This window comes from Rhodococcus sp. (in: high G+C Gram-positive bacteria), assembly GCF_049286785.1.
GTDB lineage: Bacteria > Actinomycetota > Actinomycetes > Mycobacteriales > Mycobacteriaceae > Rhodococcus_F.
This window is the reverse complement of record NZ_JBAQEO010000316.1, coordinates 1-17,944: the sequence shown is the minus strand read 5'-3', so window position 1 is coordinate 17,944 and position 17,944 is coordinate 1. Positions and strand designations below refer to the sequence as shown.

The 17,944-nt window shown below is 65.4% G+C and carries 18 protein-coding genes and 1 pseudogene; 14 read left to right on the top strand and 5 right to left on the bottom strand.

The window, feature by feature from the left end; genetic code table 11:
* Positions 1–977, bottom strand: a 977-nt coding sequence (locus WAW17_RS12135; RefSeq protein WP_422333223.1) for an aromatic ring-hydroxylating oxygenase subunit alpha, incomplete at its 3' end; no start/stop codon positions are given.
* Between the two features lie 4 nt (positions 978–981).
* Positions 982–1,515 carry a carboxymuconolactone decarboxylase family protein gene (locus WAW17_RS12130; protein WP_422333222.1) on the bottom strand — a complete coding sequence of 178 codons (534 nt, stop codon included), beginning with the start codon at positions 1,513–1,515 and terminating at the stop codon, positions 982–984.
* A gap of 351 nt (positions 1,516–1,866) precedes the next feature.
* Between WAW17_RS12130 and WAW17_RS12125 the strand changes: the two genes are divergently transcribed.
* The 14 genes and pseudogenes from WAW17_RS12125 (at position 1,867) to WAW17_RS12060 (ending at position 15,140) form a co-directional block, all read left to right on the top strand.
* Positions 1,867–3,252: an ABC transporter substrate-binding protein gene (locus WAW17_RS12125; protein ID WP_422333221.1), complete on the top strand. Its 1,386-nt coding sequence runs from the start codon at positions 1,867–1,869 to the stop codon at positions 3,250–3,252.
* Positions 3,252–5,372 (top strand): annotated as a pseudogene (locus WAW17_RS12120) (ABC transporter permease subunit); the annotation flags it as partial. The gene WAW17_RS12125 and the pseudogene WAW17_RS12120, both read left to right, overlap by 1 nt.
* Positions 5,353–6,066 (top strand): ABC transporter ATP-binding protein, encoded by a 714-nt coding sequence (locus WAW17_RS12115; RefSeq protein ID WP_422333225.1) that lies wholly within the window; start codon positions 5,353–5,355, stop codon positions 6,064–6,066. The pseudogene WAW17_RS12120 and the gene WAW17_RS12115, both read left to right, overlap by 20 nt.
* Positions 6,063–6,770: an ABC transporter ATP-binding protein gene (locus WAW17_RS12110; protein WP_422333220.1), complete on the top strand. Its 708-nt coding sequence runs from the start codon at positions 6,063–6,065 to the stop codon at positions 6,768–6,770. The genes WAW17_RS12115 and WAW17_RS12110 overlap by 4 nt, the downstream gene beginning before the upstream one ends.
* Positions 6,767–7,120, top strand: a complete 354-nt coding sequence (locus WAW17_RS12105; protein WP_422333219.1) for a hypothetical protein — start codon at positions 6,767–6,769, stop codon at positions 7,118–7,120. Before WAW17_RS12110 ends, WAW17_RS12105 begins: the two co-directional genes overlap by 4 nt.
* Positions 7,117–7,431, top strand: coding sequence for a hypothetical protein (locus WAW17_RS12100; RefSeq protein WP_422333218.1), 315 nt, complete (start codon positions 7,117–7,119; stop codon positions 7,429–7,431). The genes WAW17_RS12105 and WAW17_RS12100 overlap by 4 nt, the downstream gene beginning before the upstream one ends.
* Positions 7,432–7,568: 137 nt before the next feature.
* Complete coding sequence (locus tag WAW17_RS12095; RefSeq protein WP_422333217.1) at positions 7,569–8,735, top strand: acyl-CoA dehydrogenase family protein; 1,167 nt, start codon at positions 7,569–7,571, stop codon at positions 8,733–8,735.
* The gene (locus tag WAW17_RS12090) at positions 8,735–9,502 is read left to right on the top strand and encodes an SDR family oxidoreductase (RefSeq protein WP_422333216.1); all 768 of its coding nucleotides are present in this window, start codon (positions 8,735–8,737) and stop codon (positions 9,500–9,502) included. The genes WAW17_RS12095 and WAW17_RS12090 overlap by 1 nt, the downstream gene beginning before the upstream one ends.
* Positions 9,502–10,764 carry a CaiB/BaiF CoA transferase family protein gene (locus WAW17_RS12085; protein WP_422333215.1) on the top strand — a complete coding sequence of 421 codons (1,263 nt, stop codon included), beginning with the start codon at positions 9,502–9,504 and terminating at the stop codon, positions 10,762–10,764. The genes WAW17_RS12090 and WAW17_RS12085 overlap by 1 nt, the downstream gene beginning before the upstream one ends.
* Before the next feature lie 28 nt (positions 10,765–10,792).
* Complete coding sequence (locus WAW17_RS12080; RefSeq protein WP_422333214.1) at positions 10,793–11,614, top strand: enoyl-CoA hydratase/isomerase family protein; 822 nt, start codon at positions 10,793–10,795, stop codon at positions 11,612–11,614.
* Between the two features lie 20 nt (positions 11,615–11,634).
* Positions 11,635–12,780: a thiolase family protein gene (locus WAW17_RS12075; RefSeq protein WP_422333213.1), complete on the top strand. Its 1,146-nt coding sequence runs from the start codon at positions 11,635–11,637 to the stop codon at positions 12,778–12,780.
* 13 nt (positions 12,781–12,793) lie between these two features.
* A complete protein-coding gene (locus tag WAW17_RS12070; RefSeq protein WP_422333212.1) occupies positions 12,794–13,942 on the top strand; it encodes an acyl-CoA dehydrogenase family protein in 1,149 nt (382 codons plus the stop codon).
* Positions 13,943–14,034: 92 nt separating this feature from the next.
* A complete protein-coding gene (locus tag WAW17_RS12065) occupies positions 14,035–14,640 on the top strand; it encodes a TetR/AcrR family transcriptional regulator (protein WP_422333211.1) in 606 nt (201 codons plus the stop codon).
* Entirely contained in the window at positions 14,637–15,140 is a 504-nt protein-coding gene (locus tag WAW17_RS12060) for a hypothetical protein (RefSeq protein ID WP_422333210.1), read from the top strand. Before WAW17_RS12065 ends, WAW17_RS12060 begins: the two co-directional genes overlap by 4 nt.
* A gap of 114 nt (positions 15,141–15,254) precedes the next feature.
* Here WAW17_RS12060 and WAW17_RS12055 read toward each other — a convergent pair whose 3' ends face one another.
* The 3 genes from WAW17_RS12055 to WAW17_RS12045 are packed head-to-tail and all read right to left on the bottom strand — an operon-like array spanning position 15,255 to position 17,936.
* The gene (locus WAW17_RS12055; protein WP_422333209.1) at positions 15,255–16,193 is read right to left on the bottom strand and encodes an NADPH:quinone oxidoreductase family protein; all 939 of its coding nucleotides are present in this window, start codon (positions 16,191–16,193) and stop codon (positions 15,255–15,257) included.
* A 7-nt stretch (positions 16,194–16,200) separates the two neighbouring features.
* Positions 16,201–16,968 (bottom strand): enoyl-CoA hydratase-related protein, encoded by a 768-nt coding sequence (locus WAW17_RS12050; protein ID WP_422333208.1) that lies wholly within the window; start codon positions 16,966–16,968, stop codon positions 16,201–16,203.
* Positions 16,965–17,936 carry a phosphotransferase family protein gene (locus tag WAW17_RS12045; protein ID WP_422333224.1) on the bottom strand — a complete coding sequence of 324 codons (972 nt, stop codon included), beginning with the start codon at positions 17,934–17,936 and terminating at the stop codon, positions 16,965–16,967. Before WAW17_RS12045 ends, WAW17_RS12050 begins: the two co-directional genes overlap by 4 nt.
* Positions 17,937–17,944: the final 8 nt, after the last annotated feature.

Genomic DNA, 17,944 nt, shown 5'->3' with positions numbered 1-17,944 from the left:
GGAGCCCAGATCAGCAGGGTCATGTTGGGGAAGAACTCCCAGGAGTCCTGGCCCCAGACGTCGAACTTGCCGGGGTTGACGCCTGGCGGAAGCTGGTCGAGGCCCTCGATGTCGGGGCGATCCCACGGGCCGAACAATCCTGAGCGCAGGACGCGTTCGATGGGTTTGACCATTTTGAGGTCTTTCGGCGGTGCCATGCCGCCCCAGGAGGAGATCATCGAGTGGGGGCTCTCGATGTCGTAGTGCAGGGCTTCGTAGCCGTAGCCGGCGAGTTTCTCTGCTTCTTCCTTGGTGGCCTGCTTCATGTGCAGGATCGGTGCGTGGTAGAACTCGGCGAAGGCGTCGATGAACAGCTTCCAGTTGCTGCCGATTTCGGATTTGTAGCTGTACACCTCGGTCATCTCGGCGAAGGGGTAGCCTTCGATGCCCTTGGCGAGGGGGCCGAGGTAGTCATCGAGGGGGGCCGCGTCGGGGTCGAGGTTGATGAAGATGAAGCCCTGCCAGATCTCGCAGCGCACGCCTTTGAGGCCGTAGTCGTTCTTGTCGAGATCGAAGAATTCTTCTTCTTGCTGGACGAAGGTCAGTTCGCCTTCGAGGCTGTAGCGCCAGGCGTGGTACTTGCAGGTGAACTGCTTGCAGCTGCCGGCGGTTTCTTCCTGGGGGAAGTCGTTCCAGACCAGTTTGTTGCCGCGATGACGGCAGACGTTGTGGAAGGCGCGGATCACGCCGTCGGAGCCCTTGACGATGATCAGCGAGGTTCCGGGTCCGGCCGAGGGAAGTTCCTTGGTGAAGTAGCTGCCGTTACGGGGCAGTTTCTCGACGCGGCCGACGTTGAGCCAGGTGCGCTTGAAGATCGCTTCGCGCTCGTCCTCGAAGAACTTCGGATCGATCGAGTCGCTGTAGTCGACCGGGGCGGTCCCGAGTTCGGGATAGTGCTCGGTCCAGCTGCCCTCAGCTGGTTTTGCGAAGTGTGGCACGGATCTACCTTTCGTTTTCGAGTTCTACGCCGAATGTGTTGAATGCCATGGCCATCAGGCCGTAGGCGCCGATCGTGAAGAGGAAGTCCATCCGCTGTTGCACGTCGAGGTGCTCACCGAGTGCGGTCCAGGTGGATTCGGACAGGCGGGAGGTCTTGTGAGATTCGTCGACGGCTTCGAGTACCTTCCGTTCGAATTCGTCCGCCGCTTCGCCGCGCTGGGCCGCGGTGATCTCCTCTTCGGACAGACCTGCCTCCGCCGCCAGCGGTAGGTGGTGGCTCGACTCGTACGGAGAATCGTGGAGACGCGCGACCCGCAGGATCGTCATCTCCCGAAGTCGGGGCGAGAGCGTCGACCGGAACAGCACGTGGACGTTGAAGCGGAGAAAAGCCGCGGTCAGGTCAGGATGATGGACGAGTGTCGCGAGCGCGTTGCCGGCGTCCTCAGGGTTACGCATCTTCCTCGGAAGCATGCCGGAGAGTGCGCCGAGTACCTTGTCGTCCCATTGGTCGGCCGGCAGTGGGGGCAGCACGGGCATCCATAACCTCCTCTCGGTCGGGAGAATCATATTCTCAAATATGAGCAGTAGGTTTCCACGGGTTGCCCGGATAGTCAAGACCGGTGGCAAATCGCGGTGAACTCCCAGTTCGGGAAGGTGCCCGTGTCGAGGGGGCCGTACCGCCGCGGATCGCGGCCGGAAGGGTAGAAGCGCAGCTGGTCGGTTCCGGTGCTGAAAGAAATATGTTGATTCTCTGAATGCGAGAAGCTAGTTTCCTATCAATGAGAGCACCGCGTTCGGCGCCCTGCTCAGCCCCCGAGGCAGAGCGAGTGTGCGGCGATCTCCCGATTCACACGGCTGGCCGACGAGGTCCAGTGGAGGAGGAAATACGTGAAACCACAGCGAACAATCGTTGTCGCCCTCACCGCGGTGGCGCTACTCGCCGCCGGGTGCGGCGGCCGTAGCGAGAGTGGTACCGAGACCGAAAATGAAAGTGGCGGAGGAAAAACCTCCTCCGAGGTCGCATCCGCGGACTTCGGCGATCTGACCGACGTGTGCCAGGAAGGCAAGGCGTCGAGCGCAAGCGCCCAAGGGGTCACCGCGGACGAGATCCAGGTCGGCGTCTTCTCCGACATCGGCTTCACCAAGAACTCCGAGTTCGTCGACGCTGCAAACGTTTTCACGTCCTGGTGTAATGAGGCGGGCGGTATCAGCGGCCGCAAGATCGTTGCCAACACCCGCGACGCGAAGCTGATGGAACCGCGCCAGCGGATGATCGAAGCCTGCCGTGAGGACTTCGCCCTCGTGGGCGGCGGCGCCGGGCTCGACGGCCTGGGTGTCAAGGAACGGCTGAACTGCCTGCTGCCGAGCTTCCCGGCTCAGGTCGTCCAGGAAAGGGCTGCCGGCGCCGACCTGGAGCTCAGCGCTTCACCCGCCAAGATTCCGGGCTATGACAACTACAACGGTTTCCGGCTGTGGTCCATGGAGGCCTTCCCCGACTCGAAGTCCGCCGTCGGGATGCTCAACGGGGACTCCGCGGTCACCAAGACCATCGGAGCCATGAACACCGAGACCCTCGAAGCGTCCGGCGCCACGATCGTCTACAACGACTTCTTCCCGGCGATGGGTGTGTCGGACTGGACTCCTTACGCCCAGGCCATCAAGAGCAAGGGCGTCAAGGGCCTGATCTTCATGGGTCAGTGGAAGGACCTGGCAAAGCTCGAGGGCGTACTTACCGGAATGAACTACAAGCTCGATTGGATCGACGCCAACAACAATGCGTACAACGATCAGTTCATCGAGCTGCTGGGTAAGTCCGCCGACTACCAGAACAACCTCGTCGACCTCAGTGGCATGGCGCCGCTGGAAAGCGACGAGCCGACGGTCACGAAACTGAAGGAGCTGTACAAGAAGTACGCCCCGGATGCGCAGATCACCCTTCCGGCGCAGCGGGCCATGTCGGCCTGGTTACTGTTCGCCAAGGCGGCGGCCAGCTGCGGTGACGCCCTCACCCGTGCGTGTGTGTACGACGCAGCACTGAAGGAGACGGCGTGGACAGGAGGCGGCATGCACGCCGCGTCCTACCTTGCTGCCCCGATTCCGCCGCAGCCCTGCTTCAACATCGAAAAGGCCACGTCCACCGGCTGGGAGGCTGCCGATTTCAACCCTGACAACGGCCTCTACCGCTGCGACATCCCGGCCCGCAAGTACACGAACGACTACGGCGTGCCGATGACACTCGCCGACGTCGGCAAGAGCATGGGCGACCTGAAGTAATGGAACAGTTCATCACCTTCGGGATCGTCGGTCTCACCACCGCCGCGATCTACGCGATCATCAGTAGCGGACTGGTGGTCACCTACACGACCACCGGTGTGTTCAACTTCGCACACGGTGCGACCGGCATGATCGCGGCCTTCTCCTACTGGCAGCTCAGCGTCGGCTGGGGGTGGCCGGTGCCGTTGGCAGTGGCCACCGTGCTGCTGGTGCTCGCCCCGGCGTTCGGTCTGCTCGTCGAGCGGATGCTGCGACCCGTCCAATCTCTCGGGGAGGCGGAGAAGCTGGTGATGACGATCGCCATGCTCAGTGGTCTGATCGCCATTTCTCGATGGGTGTGGGATCCGAATGCGTCCCGGTCGCTGCCCACGTTCTTCTCCGAACAGGAACCGCTCCACCTCGGCGCGGCGACAATCACGTGGCACCAGATGCTCACCATGGTGGTCGCGATCGCTGTGGCGATCGGTCTGCGGATCCTGATGTTCCGCACCCGCACGGGTGCAGAGATGCGAGCCACCGTCGACGACCGCGCGCTGGTGGGACTCACCGGTGCGGATCCGGTCCGAGCGAACCGGGTCGCGTGGATTCTGGGAACGGTCTTGGCGGCACTCGGCGGAATCCTCATCGCACCGATGGTCTCGCTGGACGCGACCCAGCTCTCGTTGCTCATCGTGAGCGCCTACGCCGCAGCGATCTTCGGCCGGTTGAAGAGCCTGCCGATGACGTTCGTGGGTGCGGTCGTGGTGGGCTGCATGGAGGCCTATCTGGCCGGCTACCTGCCGCAGAACGAATACCTTCCGGGGTTACGGCTGGCTGCGCCCGCGATCCTGCTGTTGCTCGCGCTGCTGCTCTTTCCGCACGGGCGGCTCCGCGGGCGGGATCGCAACCTCAGTCAGGTCCCGCTGCCGTCGGTCCGTGGCACGTTCGTTTTCGCCGGTGTGATCGTGGCGTTCGGCGTCGTCCTGGCCACTGTGCTGGGTGAAGGGGATCTCATCACCTACGGGCAGATCTTCGCCTTCGGCGTGATAGCGCTCTCGCTGGTGCCGCTGGTCGGTTACGCGGGCCAGATCTCGCTGAGCCAGTTCAGCATGGCGGGAATCGGTGCGATCGCTTGTTCGCATCTCGGTGCGAACGGGCAATGGTGGGCGATCGTCGCGGCGATGGTCGTCGCCGGAGTCGCGGGCGCCGTCGTCGCACTACCGGCGCTGCGGCTCTCCGGGGTGTACCTGGCGCTCGGGACCGCCGCCATCGCGGTGGTGCTCGACCGATGGATCTTCTCGCTGCCGACCGTGGACGTGTTCGGACTGGAGATCAGGCTGTTCGACCAGGGTTCGGTGAACCTGGTCGGGCCCAAGTTGTTCGGATTCCAACTGGACACACCGGCGGAACTGACGGTGTTCGCTGCGGTCTGTCTCGCCCTGGTGACGTTGGGCGTGGCCGCGCTGCGCCGCGGCCGGTTCGGTCGCCGCCTGATCGCACTGCGGGACAGCGAGGCCGCCTTCGCGACGCTCGGCGGTAGCCTGCTGCTGACGAAGGTCCTGGTGTTCGCGATCGCGGCCGGGATCGCCGGACTCGGTGGGGCGCTGTACGGGATGCAGTTGCAGTCCGTTTCGGCCGACCAGTTCAATTTCGTTGCCGGACTGGGGATCTTCTTGATTGCCGTGGTCGGCGGGCTCGGTGTCGTGGGTAACGGCCTTTTCACGGGAACGATGATCGCCGGACCGTTCAACGCGATAGTGGCGCTGTGGCCGGCGGCTCAGAACCTTGTGCAGACGCTGCCCGCCGCGGCCGGTCTGGCCTACGGTTCCGGCGCGTTCAACGAGGGTGTGGTGCCCGGTTTGCGCAAGCGCTGGGAACCGGCTCTTCGGGACCGGGTCGTGATGGCCGCGCTGGTGGGCTGGATTGCGCTGCTGTGGATCCTGCGCCTCGGTGACGTGATCAACGGGTACGTGCTCGTCGTGGGAGCGGTGGCCGGGGTACTGGCCGCGCGCAGCTGGGGAGAGTCGCGGCACCGGCCGGTTCCCACCGAACCGGAGATCCCGGTGGAGTGGTGGGGCGTGCGACGCCCCTGGACTGCGGAGGACGAGGAGGTGCTTGACCGTGCCGTCACAGCTCGAAGTTACCGAACTCACGGTGGCGTTCGGTGGCCACCGTGCGCTCGACGGGGTCGCTCTGAGCGCCGAGCGGGGCCACGTGACCGGCTTGATCGGACCCAACGGTGCGGGCAAGAGCACACTGTTCGACGTCATCTCCGGGCTGCGCAGGCCGGTGGAGGGGAGCGTGTTTCTCGACGGGCGCGATGTCACCCGTGCGGGACCCGCCCGCCGAGCCCGGCACGGCCTGGCCCGAACCTTCCAGCGTCTGGAACTTTTCGGCAGGCTCAGTGTCCGCGACAACCTGCTCGTTGCCGCAGAATTGGGTCCCGACCGCCGGAGGGCGGCCGCGGTGGCCGACGAAATCGTCGATCGGCTCGGTTTGGGCGAAGTAGCCCACACCACCGCCGATGCGCTGTCCACCGGCATGGGCAGGTTGGTCGAGGTGGCGCGGGCGCTGGCCGTACGGCCCAGCCTGATCCTGCTCGACGAGCCGGCTGCCGGTCAGGACCCCGAGGAAACGGAACGGTTCTCGGTACTCCTACGGGCGCTTGCGGACGAAGGGACGGCCGTCCTGCTGGTCGAACACGACATGGAATTGGTGATGAGCGTGTGCGACCAGGTGTATGTGCTCGACCTCGGGAAGATCATCTCCGTCGGCCCGCCCGATGTGATCCGTCGCGATGAGACCGTCCTGGCCGCATACCTGGGGGAAGCATGAGTCCTGTACTCGAATTGCGCGGCGTTCGAGCTGCTTACGATGCGATCACCGTCGTGCAGGGCATCGATCTGAGTGTCTCCCCGGGCCAGGTGGTCGCCCTACTCGGCCCGAACGGTGCGGGTAAGACGACCACGCTGCGGGTCGCCGCCGGAGTTCATCCCGTCACTGCCGGGCAACTGCTGCTCGGCGGCCGGGACGTGACCGGGATTCAACCCCGTGATCTGGCTCGGGCGGGTGTGTGCCTGATCCCGGAAGGCCGCGGTGTGTTCCCCAACATGACCGTCCGGGAAAACCTGCTGATGATGACGTTCACGGGGCGTTCCCGCGAAGAGATCGAGGAGATCGCGTTCACGCGGTTCCCGATCCTGGGAAAGCGTGCGTCGCAGACGGCCGGGACGATGTCGGGAGGAGAGCAGCAGATGCTCGCCCTCGCCCGCGGCCTGGCCACTGATCCCGCGGTACTGCTGCTCGACGAGCTGTCGATGGGGCTCGCCCCACTGATCGTCGGCCAACTCTACGAACAGGTTGCCGAGATCGCCCGGCAGGGAGTGGCAGTGCTGGTCGTCGAGCAGTTCGCCGCCGCAGTTCTCGACATCGCCGACCACGCGGCCGTTCTGGTGCGCGGCCGGATCGAAAAGCAAGGCCACCCCGACGGCGGGTTACGCACCGAACTCGCCGCCCTCTACCTAGGGAGTTCCGTATGACCTCGATCGAAACCCGCGCGGATCGCTTCACCCGCGAACTGAACGAACTGAAGATTCCCGATCCGTCGGCCGGGCGGGGGAGCCTCTGGCTCCGTCTCGGCGTGTTGCTGATGGTCCTGGGCCCGGTGCTGGGTGTGGTGGCCTACTTCATGTCGCACGGCACCTCCGATCCGCTCGAGCAGCGGGACGCGATCATCATCGCGCTCATCGGGATCTCCGCGGCGGTCGTGGGCGGGGCTGTGTTCCTCCGTTACTCGCTCACCAGCTTCCTCAGGTTCTGGCTGGCCCGGCAGTCCTTCGATCTCGCTCTGTTTGCCGACCGCGTTGTGGATAAGGGAGTTTCATCATGACCGCACCTGCACCCCTGCGACCCGGTGAACAGCTCGCCAGTACGGTATGTACCACCCGGGTCGTCGTCGTGCGCGCGCCGGCCGCGGGTAGGCCGGTGATCACCTGCGGCGGCAGCCCGATGGAACCCGCCGCCGCCGGCCGCCCCTCCGCCCCGCCCGTGACGGATCCGGTCACGCTGATAGGCAAGCGGTATGTGGACGCGAGCGAGACGCTCGAACTGCTCTGCACGTCCCCCGGGGTGGGAGAGCTGAGTTGCGACGGCACTCCGATGACCATCAAGGCTGCCAAGGCATTACCCGCGTCCGACTGAGCCGAATCGTCGACTCCGGACAGAGCACGACGACGTAGAGCGGGACGCACGGTCGGGTCCGGCGGTAGATGAACACCGCCGCAACGAATCCGACGGCAATACGAGAGAAAAGCAGAGGTATCGATGTGTCCGGCGGAATGAGTTTCGAGCTGACCGAGGATCAGGAACTGATCCGGAAGTCGGTAGCCGAGTTGATGAAGAAGTTCGACGACCGGTACTGGATGGAGAAGGACCTCGCGCACCAGTTTCCCACGGAGTTCTACAAGACCATCGCGGACGGCGGATGGCTGGGAATCACGATGCCGGAGGAATACGGCGGTCACGGACTCGGCATCACCGAGGCGACGTTGTTGCTCGAGGAGGTCTCGCGATCCGGCGGCGGCATGAATGCAGCGAGCGCGATCCACCTGTCCATCTTCGGGATGCACCCGGTGGTCAAGCACGGATCCGACGAGCTCAAGCAGCGGACATTACCCCGCATCGTCAACGGTGACCTGCATGTGTGCTTCGGCGTGACCGAACCGGGTGCAGGCCTGGACACCTCGCGTATCAGTACCTTTGCGCGACGCGATGGTGACCATTACGTCGTCAACGGGCGCAAGGTGTGGATCTCGAAGGCGATGGAGTCGGAGAAGATTCTCCTGCTGACCCGCACTCAACGCTACGACGACGTCGAAAAGAAGACCGACGGTATGACCTTGTTCCTCACGGACCTCGACCGCACCAAGATCGATATCCGGCCGATCAAGAAGATGGGGCGCAACGCGGTCACCTCCAACGAGCTGTTCATCGACGACCTTCACGTCCCCGTCGAGGACCGTGTCGGTGAAGAAGGCCAGGGCTTCCGGTATCTGTTGGACGGCTTGAATCCGGAACGGATGCTGATCGCGGCCGAGGCGCTCGGGATCGGCCGGGTGGCGCTCGACAAGGCGGTCGAATACAGCAAGGAACGTGAAGTCTTCGGTCGGCCGATCGGTATGAATCAGGGGATCCAGTTCCCGCTCGCGGATTCGCTGGCCCACCTGGACGCCGCCGAACTGGTTCTGCGAAAGGCCACGTGGCTGTACGACAACGGCAAGTCGTGTGGGCGCGAGGCGAACACCGCCAAGTACCTCTGTGCCGACGCCGGATTCGCCGCCGCCGACCGCGCACTGCAAACACATGGCGGGATGGGTTATTCGGAGGAATACAACGTCTCCCGCTACTTCCGTGAGGCTCGGGTGATGAAGATCGCGCCGATCAGCCAGGAAATGATTTTGAACTATCTGGGATCACACACTTTGGGAATGCCGAGGAGCTACTGATGGCCGTGAAGAATGGGTACTTCGATCTGACCGGACGGTCGGCATTGGTGACCGGCGCCGGCGGCGGCATCGGCTCGGCGGTCGCGGAGGCGCTCGCCGGTGCCGGTGCGGCCGTGCTCGTCACCGATGTCGATCCGGATGCCGCTGCGGCTGTCGCCGCGCGGATCTCCGCCGCGGGAGGCAAGGCCGACAGCTTCGCGCTGGACGTTCGCGACCGGGCGGCTGCCGATGCCGCGGTGGCCCGGGCCGCCGGCTTCACCGAGGGCGTGCTCCACATACTGGTGAACAACGCCGGCGTCACCGCTCCGGCCATGTTCAAGGACCTCCAGGAAGAGTCCTTCCAACGAATGCTCGACATCCACCTCAAGGGCGCTTTCCACCTGTCGCAGGCCGCGTTGCCGTTCCTGGCGACCGACGGCACCGGACGGATCATCAATGTCACCTCGTCGGCTGGCATCACCGGCACGCTCGGTCAGGTGAACTACTCGGCCGCCAAGGCCGGAATCATCGGTCTGACGAAGTCGCTGGCACGTGAACTCGCGCGCAAGAATATTCTCGTCAACGCGCTGGCCCCTCTGGCCGCGACCCCGATGACGAAGACCATTCGCACGGACGAGAAGTTCGCCGAGCAGATGCTGAACCGTATCCCGTTGCGGCGCTGGGCAGAACCAGCGGAGATTGCCGGCGCATTCCTGTTCCTCGCCTCCGATGCCGCCTCCTTCGTCACCGGGCAGGTGCTGCCGGTGGACGGCGGCATGGTGATGTGATGCCCGATCCTGCGTCCCCCGAACCTGCGTCCCCCGAACCTGCGGCCCCCGGTACGGGCGGCCCGCTCGCGGGGATCACCGTCGTGACCTTGGAGCAGGCGGTGTCTGCTCCGATGTGCACCAAGACGCTCGCCGATTTCGGTGCCCGCGTGATCAAGGTCGAGAATCCGCGCGGTGGCGACTTCGCGCGTGACTACGACGATGTGGTGAACGGTCTTGCGGCGCATTTCGTGTGGGCCAACCGGGGCAAGGAGTCCGTGACGCTCGACCTGAAGTCGGACTCCGGAATCGCGATGTTGCACCGGTTGCTGGGCAGTGCCGACGTGTTGGTGTCGAATCTCGCGCCGGGTGCCACCGCTAGGCTCGGCCTCGCGCCCACCGAGCTCGCCACCCGGTACCCGGAGCTGATCGTGGTCGAGATCGACGGCTATGGTGCAGGCGGCCCGCTCTCCCACAAGCGGGCATACGACCTTCTCGTGCAGGCCGAGTCGGGTGCGTGTGCGGTCACCGGTTTCCCCGGTATGCCGGCCAAACCCGGTCCGCCGGTAGCCGATATCTCGTCGGGGCTCTATGCTGCGTTGTCGATCCTGGCCTTGCTGTGGCAGAAGGAGCGTGACCCCGGCCGGGTCGGGCCGCTCTCCTCGGTCTCGGTGAGCATGTTCGACACGATGGCCGAGCTGATGGGCTACCCGCTCACCTTCACCAGGCACTCCGGGGTGAATCAGCAACCGCTCGGGATGAGTTCGCCCGCGGTGGCCCCGTACGGCGCCTACGAGACCGGTGACGGGCAGACCGTGGTGCTCGGTACCACCAACGATCGGGAATGGCAGCGCCTTGCGCGGGAGATCCTGGAACGGGACGACCTCGCTGACGACGCGCGGTTTCTGACGAACTCGGGCCGCGTGGAGCACCGCGAGGTGCTGGACGAGGCGATCGGCGGGTGGTGCGCGCTGCACGACCTCACTCATGTGCAGAAGACGGCGGATGCGGCGGGAATCGGCAACTCGCGGTACAACCTTCCCAGCGAGGTGCTGGAGCATCCGCAGCTGAGCGAACGGGATCGCTGGCGGCAGATCGACACGCCGGCGGGTCCGATTCCGTCGTTGCTGCCGCCGCCGATCATCTCCGGCTACGACCCGCCGATGGCCGCGGTTCCGGGGCTCGGGCAGCACACCGATGCCGTGCTTTCCGAACTCGGGCTCGATGAGGAAGACATCGCCCGGCTGCGGGAGCAGGGCGCAATCGGACCGGCTTACCGCTGATGGCAGGTAGGCGAAGTGGGGAATCATTGTGACCGGAGGTCCTGTCCTGCTGTCCGAGGACCGCGACGGCGTTCGTACCCTCACCCTGAACCGGCCGGAGCGCAAGAACGCGATCAACCTGGAATTGTGGGCGGCGCTGAGCGATTCGCTCGGCGCAGCCGGAAGGGATCCGGATGTGCGGGCGGTCGTCCTCACCGGTGCAGGCGGGGCCTTCTCTTCCGGTGGCGACATCTCGGCATCCTCCAACGGTCATCCCACGCACAAGATGCGCGCCCTGACCGATGTGGCACTGTTGCTGCACGAGCTGCCGAAGCCGACGATCGCCAAGGTGACCGGGGTGGCGGTGGGCGCGGGATGGAATCTCGCGCTGGGATGTGACTTCGTGGTGGCCACACCGGAGTCGAAATTCTCGCAGATCTTCGCCCGGCGCGGCCTGTCTCTCGACCTGGGCGGCTCGTGGCTGCTGCCCAAGTTGGTCGGATTGCAGCAAGCCAAGCGGCTGGCGCTGTTGGCGGAAATGATCGACGCGGCGGAGGCCCGGGCCCTGAATCTGGTGACCTGGGTGGTGGCGGCCGAGGACATCGACAGCTACGTCGCCGAACTCGCCGAGCGACTGGTGGCCGGTCCTCCCGTCGCGCTCGCCCAGAGCAAGGCGCTGTTGAACGAGGGCGCCGACCGGACGATGCGGGATGCGCTGGCCAACGAGGCACGTGCGCAGATGGTCAACTTCGCCACCGCCGACGCGTCGGAGGCGTATGCCGCTTTCGCCGCGAAACGTGAACCGCTGTTCACAGGTCGCTGGGCAGTGCAGCGTGCCGGCAGTTCGGCCGGCGTTCGAAACGATGAGTAGTTCAGAAGCAGGAGAAATTGATGCGTGAAGCAGTAATCGTCGAGGCGGTCCGTACCCCGTTGGGTAAGCGGAACGGGGGATTGTCCGGCGTGCACCCGGCCGACCTGTCGGCAGTGGTTCTCGGTGCGCTGGTCGAGCGCACCGGTATCGACCCTGGAATCGTCGACGACGTGGTCTGGGGTTGCGTCTCCCAGGTGGGAGATCAGTCGAGCAACATCGGTCGCTACTCGGTGCTCGCCGCGGGGTGGCCCGAGAGCGTTCCCGGTACCACCGTCAACCGCGCGTGCGGGTCGAGTCAGCAGGCGTTGGACTTCGCCGTGCACGCCGTCATGTCGGGTCAGCAGGATGTCGTCGTCGCGGGCGGAGTCGAGGTGATGAGCAGGGTTCCGCTCGGCGCGGCCCGCTCCACCGGCCAGCCGTACGGTCCGAAAGCCCTTGCGCGTTACCAGGGTTTCTCGTTCAATCAGGGTGTCTCGGCCGAGATGATCGCAGAGAAGTGGGGCCTTTCGCGCACCCGGCTCGACGAGTTCTCCGTTCTCTCACACGAACGGGCGGCAGCCGCCCAGGACAGTGGCGCCTTCGACGCCCAGATCGTCCCCGTCTCCACGGACGGAGGGATGGTGGCAGCCGACGAGGGTGTGCGGCGAGGGAGCACGGTCGAGAAGCTGGGGGCGTTGAAACCCGCGTTCATCGACGACGGTGTGATCCACGCGGGGAACTCCTCCCAGATCTCCGACGGCGCAGCCGCACTGCTGGTGACGACACCGGAGCGGGCGCGTGAGCTGGGGCTGACCCCGATCGTCACGTACCGATCCGGTGTGGTCACGGGCGCCGATCCGGTGTTCATGCTCACCGGTCCGATTCCCGCAACCGAGAAGGTACTTCGGAAGGCTGGGGTCGACCTGTCCGAGGTCGGTGTCTTCGAGGTGAACGAGGCTTTCGCTTCGGTTCCGTTGGCGTGGCTCGCCGAGACCGGGGCGGATCCGGCGCGGCTCAATCCGCTGGGCGGCGCGATCGCGCTCGGCCACCCGCTGGGCGGCTCGGGCGCAGCGTTGCTGACCCGGATGGTTCACCACATGCGGGACAACGGGATTCGCTACGGCCTGCAAACCATGTGCGAGGGCGGCGGCACGGCCAACGCCACTCTCCTCGAGCTGGCAGTCTGAGGAGGGAATCATCATGCGACGAGAAGTGTTCACGGCAGATCACGAGGCTTTCCGCAAGCTGGCCCGGGATTTCATCGAGAAGCGTGTCGTTCCGGACTATCCGATCTGGGAGAAGGCCGGCCGGATGCCGCGTGCGATTTTCGAGCAGCTCGGCTCCCTCGGGCTGCTGGGTACCGCCATTCCCGAGGAGTACGGGGGAGCGGGGTTGCCCGACTACCGGTACAACGTCATCCTTCAGGAGGAGGCGGCGCGTGCTCTGGTCACATTGAGTACGGTGCGCACCCAACTCGACGTCATCCTCCCGTACTTTCTGGCCTACGCGGACGAGGCACAGAGGGATCGTTGGTTTCCCGGTCTGGCCGCGGGCACGTTGCTGACGGCGATCGCGATGACCGAGCCCGGCACGGGGTCGGATCTGGCGGGAGTTCGCACCACGGCGGTGCGCGACGGTGACGAGTACGTCCTCAACGGCGCGAAGACGTTCATCACCGGCGGATTGCTGGCCGATCTGGTGATCGTCGTGGCCCGGACCTCGACCGACCCGGACAATCGGCGAGCTGGTTTGACCTTGCTGGTTGTGGAGGACGGCATGCCGGGGTTCACGCGCGGGCGCATTCTCGACAAGATGGGCTGCAAGGTGCAGGACACCGTCGAGTTGTCTTTCGACAACGTTCGGGTGCCGGTGGTCAACCGGCTCGGCGAGGAGGGCGCTGCCTTCGGCTACCTCGGTCGCAATCTCCCGCAGGAACGGATGACGGTGGCGGTCGGGTCGGTGGCCCAGGCGCGGTCGGCGGTGGCGACCACGATCGAGTACGTCAAGGAACGGAAGGCGTTCGGAACGCCCGTCGCTTCCTTCCAGAACACGAAGTTCGAGCTGGCCGCCATGTCTGCGGAGATCGAAGCCGGCCAGACGATGATCGACCGCGCGGTGCTCGACCTCGTCGACGGTGAGCTGTCCGGCGCCGACGCGGCACGGGTCAAGTTGTTCTGTACCGAGATGCAGGCCCGGGTAGTCGACCGGTGCCTTCAGCTGTTCGGCGGCTACGGCTTCATGACGGAGTATCCGATCGCTCGCCTCTACACGGACGCGCGTGTGGCCCGCATCTATGCCGGGACGAGTGAGGTTATGAAGGTGATCATCGCCAAGTCCCTGGGCCTGTGAGCCCGCTCACTAAAATTACTTCGATGTGACTCTTGTCACGCCGGGAAAACCAACCTACTGTGTGTTCACTAGGTTGGTTCGAAGGGAGTTCGGTGTCCGGTCAGCGTCCTTATGCCACGCTCCTCGCCAAGGGTGAGGACCGTAAGCAGCGGATCCTCGAGGTGGCACAGCGCCTGCTCGCACGTCATGGGTGGCGCAGCACGACACTCGCGCAGATCGCGCGGGAGGCCGGGGTCACCCCGGCGGGTCTGCTGCATCATTTCACTTCCAAGGAACAGCTGCTCAATGCTGTCCTCGACGCCCGCGACATCGACGACGACATCCACAGCGACCGGTCCGGCGACGTCGTCGAGCAGATCGGCGGGGTTGCCGCACGGTTCGAGCGGTCTCCCGAACTCGTCGGCATCTTCGCGGTTCTCCTGCTTGAGAACCTCGATCCGGATGCTCCCCTGCACGACCGCCTAGTCAGTCGGTACCGGACCGCGCTCGACACGGTGGCTGCGGGCATTTGCCGCGGTCAACGGGACGGCCGGTACCGCACTGACCTGGACTCGGCCGTCAAGGCCGTAGAGATTGTCGCCTTTCTCAAAGGAATGGAAACCTCATGGCTGCTCGATCCTTCGATTCCGCTGACCGAGGTCTTTGCGGAGTACACACAGTCGCTTACACGACAGCTCACGCCCGCAGGCACACTTTGAGGCGCCGGCTCTTTCTGGCGGCGCCGAGCGTGGCCGAAGTGGTGCGTTACGCCGGCGGCTGGTTGTTCGACCAGGTGATGGCCGGCTGGGATGTCACCGCCATGGTCGCCGACCACGCGGATGCCCGGCCACTGCACATCCTCGGCGCCTCCACCGTCGATCTCGAATCGGCGCTGGCTTCGCAGGCTTTGGACCTGCGACCGCAGGCGATCGCGGTTGCCGCGGATCTGTATCGAGCCGACCCCCGGGTGCGGCAGCGGGTACTGGACACCCTCGACTCGGGTCAGGTAGTCACGCTGTGGGGAGACTCGCTGCCCACCGAACTCGCCCAGAACTACAGTTCGATGCAGCATCGGCTGAGCGCTGCTGCACGGGCATTCAAGGCTCAAGCCCTGGTCGCCGCCTCCGTCGAGCTCGATTCGGTCGGTGCCACCGAGACCTTCTGTAACGGTGGGCTGCGCCGGGTTTCGGGTGGTGGAACTCTCGTTTCCGCAAGCTAGTAGCAGGATGCCGAATGGCCCGATGCGATACGCATCGGGCCATTCGGTGTTGTTGCCATTCGGTGTTGTTGCCATTCGGTGTTGTTGCCCCTCGGTCTTGTTACCCCGCGACCGTTACGTCTCGAGGTCGATGAGGACCTTTCCGATGGCCAGGCCGTCGGCGACGTGACGTAAGGCGCCGGCTGCCTCGTCGAGCGGGAAGGTGGCTCCGATGTGGGGGACGGCACCCCCGGAGACGAGCAGATCGGTGAGTTCGATCTCGTTGCGGCGGAATTCATCCGGCGCGATGTCCTTGAATTGGAACCCGTGTATCTGTACACCCTTGACGAGTACCAGGTTGAGCGGGATCGAAGGGATGACGCCGGACGCGTACCCGACCGTGACGAAGCGGCCGCCCGGGCGCAGCGCGCGGAGTGCGGGTTCGGACAGGTCGCCTCCCACCGGGTCGACAACCACATCGGCCCCCCGGGGGAGTACTTCCCGCAGCGCAGCACGCAGATCCCCGGACCGGTGGTTGATCAGGTGGCGGGCACCGTAGGACGCAGCCACATCGAGCTTCTCGGTGCTCGATGCGACCGCGGTGACGGACGCACCACGAGCGATGCCGAGTTGAACCGCGGCAAGGCCGACACCGCCGCCGGCGCCGAGAACGATCAACTCGTCGCCGGGCGCAAGGCGCGCCACCGACCGAAGCGTGTGGTACGCGGTGCGGTGCGCCACACCGAACGCGGCGGCGACCCGTGCATCGATGCCGTCCGGGATCCGGGTGAGGGTGAGTTTGTCGGAGGCAACGATCACCTCCTCGGCGAACGCACCGACGAACCCGGTGCCGGTGACCCGGTCGCCGACGACGCCGGCGAACTCACTGCCGGGAGTGAACGGTGGTGGCACGCTGACCTGATATTTGTCGGCGATGAGCAACACATCCGAGAAGTTGACGGCCGCTGCGCCGATCCGGATCCGTACCTGCCCTGCTTCCAGCGGGGTCGACGGAAGCGCTTCGATCCGGACGACCTCGGGAGGACCGTACTCGGAGCAGACTGCGGCACGCATCGTCAGATCACCTGCCCTGCCAGTTCGGTGTGCGCTTCTCGATGAATGCCGCGGCGCCCTCCTTGGCGTCGTCGCTGCTGAACACGACGGACTGCCACTCGCCCAGGCGCCCGGCCGCGCGTGCGGGATCGGACACTGTGAGGCGGACGAGTTCCTTGCACGCGGCCAGCCCGAGGGGAGCGTTGGCGGCGATCCGCTCGGCGTATCCCAGCGCGGTCTCCAGTACCTGGTCCGGGTCCACGACGGCGTTGACCAACCCGAGCTGGTAGCCGCGATCGGCGGTGACGAAGTCGCCGGTGAGGGTCATCTCCAACGCGATGTTCAGCGGGATCCTCGTCCCGATGGATGTGCCGCCGCCGCCGGGGAACAGGCCACGTTTCACCTCGGGGAAACCGAACTTTGCCGCGGAGGACGCGACGAGCACATCGCAACCGAGGAGGAGTTCGAGACCGCCGCCGATGGCGGTGCCGTTGGCGGCGCCGACCACCGGGATCGTCAGCTGCCCCGCCGCGAGCCGGGCGTAACCCTCGGACGTGAAGCCGCCCTCGCCTTCCGCGAAGGAACGCAGATCCATGCCCGAGCAGAATGCGCGGTCGCCGGCGCCGGTGAGGACGATGACGCGAATCTCCGGATCGGCTTCGGCTTCGACGACAGCGGTACCGAGGTCGCGCATCAGGCTGCCGGTCAACGCGTTACGCGCATCGGGACGGTTCAGACGGAGAATCAGGATCGGTCCGCGCTGCTCGCGTACGAGCTCGTCGGCCCCGTCCGTCATGAGTTGTACTCCGTTGTCTCCGCGAGCTCGGCGGCCGCGATCATCGACTGGGCCACGATGGGACCGAACGCGAGTAGCTTCTCGTTGTCACCGGCGCGCTGGAAGCCCTGCTCGAGGATGATCGCGAGTTTCCACTTGGCGAGGATCCGGTAGTAGTCGAGGTCGTCGATCTGGCGCCCGGAGATCTCGGAGTAGTGCCCTGCCAGCTGCTCCATCGACGGCATGCCCTGCAGGTTGACATAGCTGGAGGTGGCGGCTTCCGGGGCGCTGGTGTCCGCCGGCCAGCCCTCGAGCATCCAGGCGAGGTCGAGCTTGGGGTCTCCGACCGTCCCCATTTCCCAGTCGACGATGGCGGCGAGCTTCGCCGGCGTGCCGTGCTGAAACATGACGTTGGCGAACTGGTAGTCACCATGCATGATGCCGGGGACGAAGTCGAGCGGCTTGTGGTTCCGTAGCCACTCGGTGGCAACCTCGATGCCCTCGAGCTCGCGGCCCTTGATCTTTTCGAAGAGGCCGATCCAGCGGTCGACCTGACGCTCGTGGAATCCGTCGGGGCGTCCGAGGTCCTGCAGGCCCTTGGCCTTCCAATCCACCTTCGACAACAGTGCGATGCCCTCGGCCAACTGGTAGCCGAGCCCGGCCCGCGCCTCGAGATCGGTGTCGAAGGGCGGCGTCCAGTTCCTGTTGTCCATCGGAGACCAGCCGTCGACGAACCCCATGAGATAGAACGGCCGGCCGAGCACCGAGGCGTCATCGCACACGGCGATCGCCTCGGTGTGAGGCACATCGGTGCCCTCGAGCGCCGAGATGATCTGCCACTCCCGCAGGATGCCCTTGTCGCGGCCCGCCGGAGCCTCCGGGGGTGGAATCCGGATCACGCAGCGAAGGTCTTCCCGGGTGAGCTCGTAGATCTCGTTCTGCGTTCCGCCGGAGAGATATCGGTGCTCGAGCGGGGCGCCCTTGCCCAGTCCTTGAC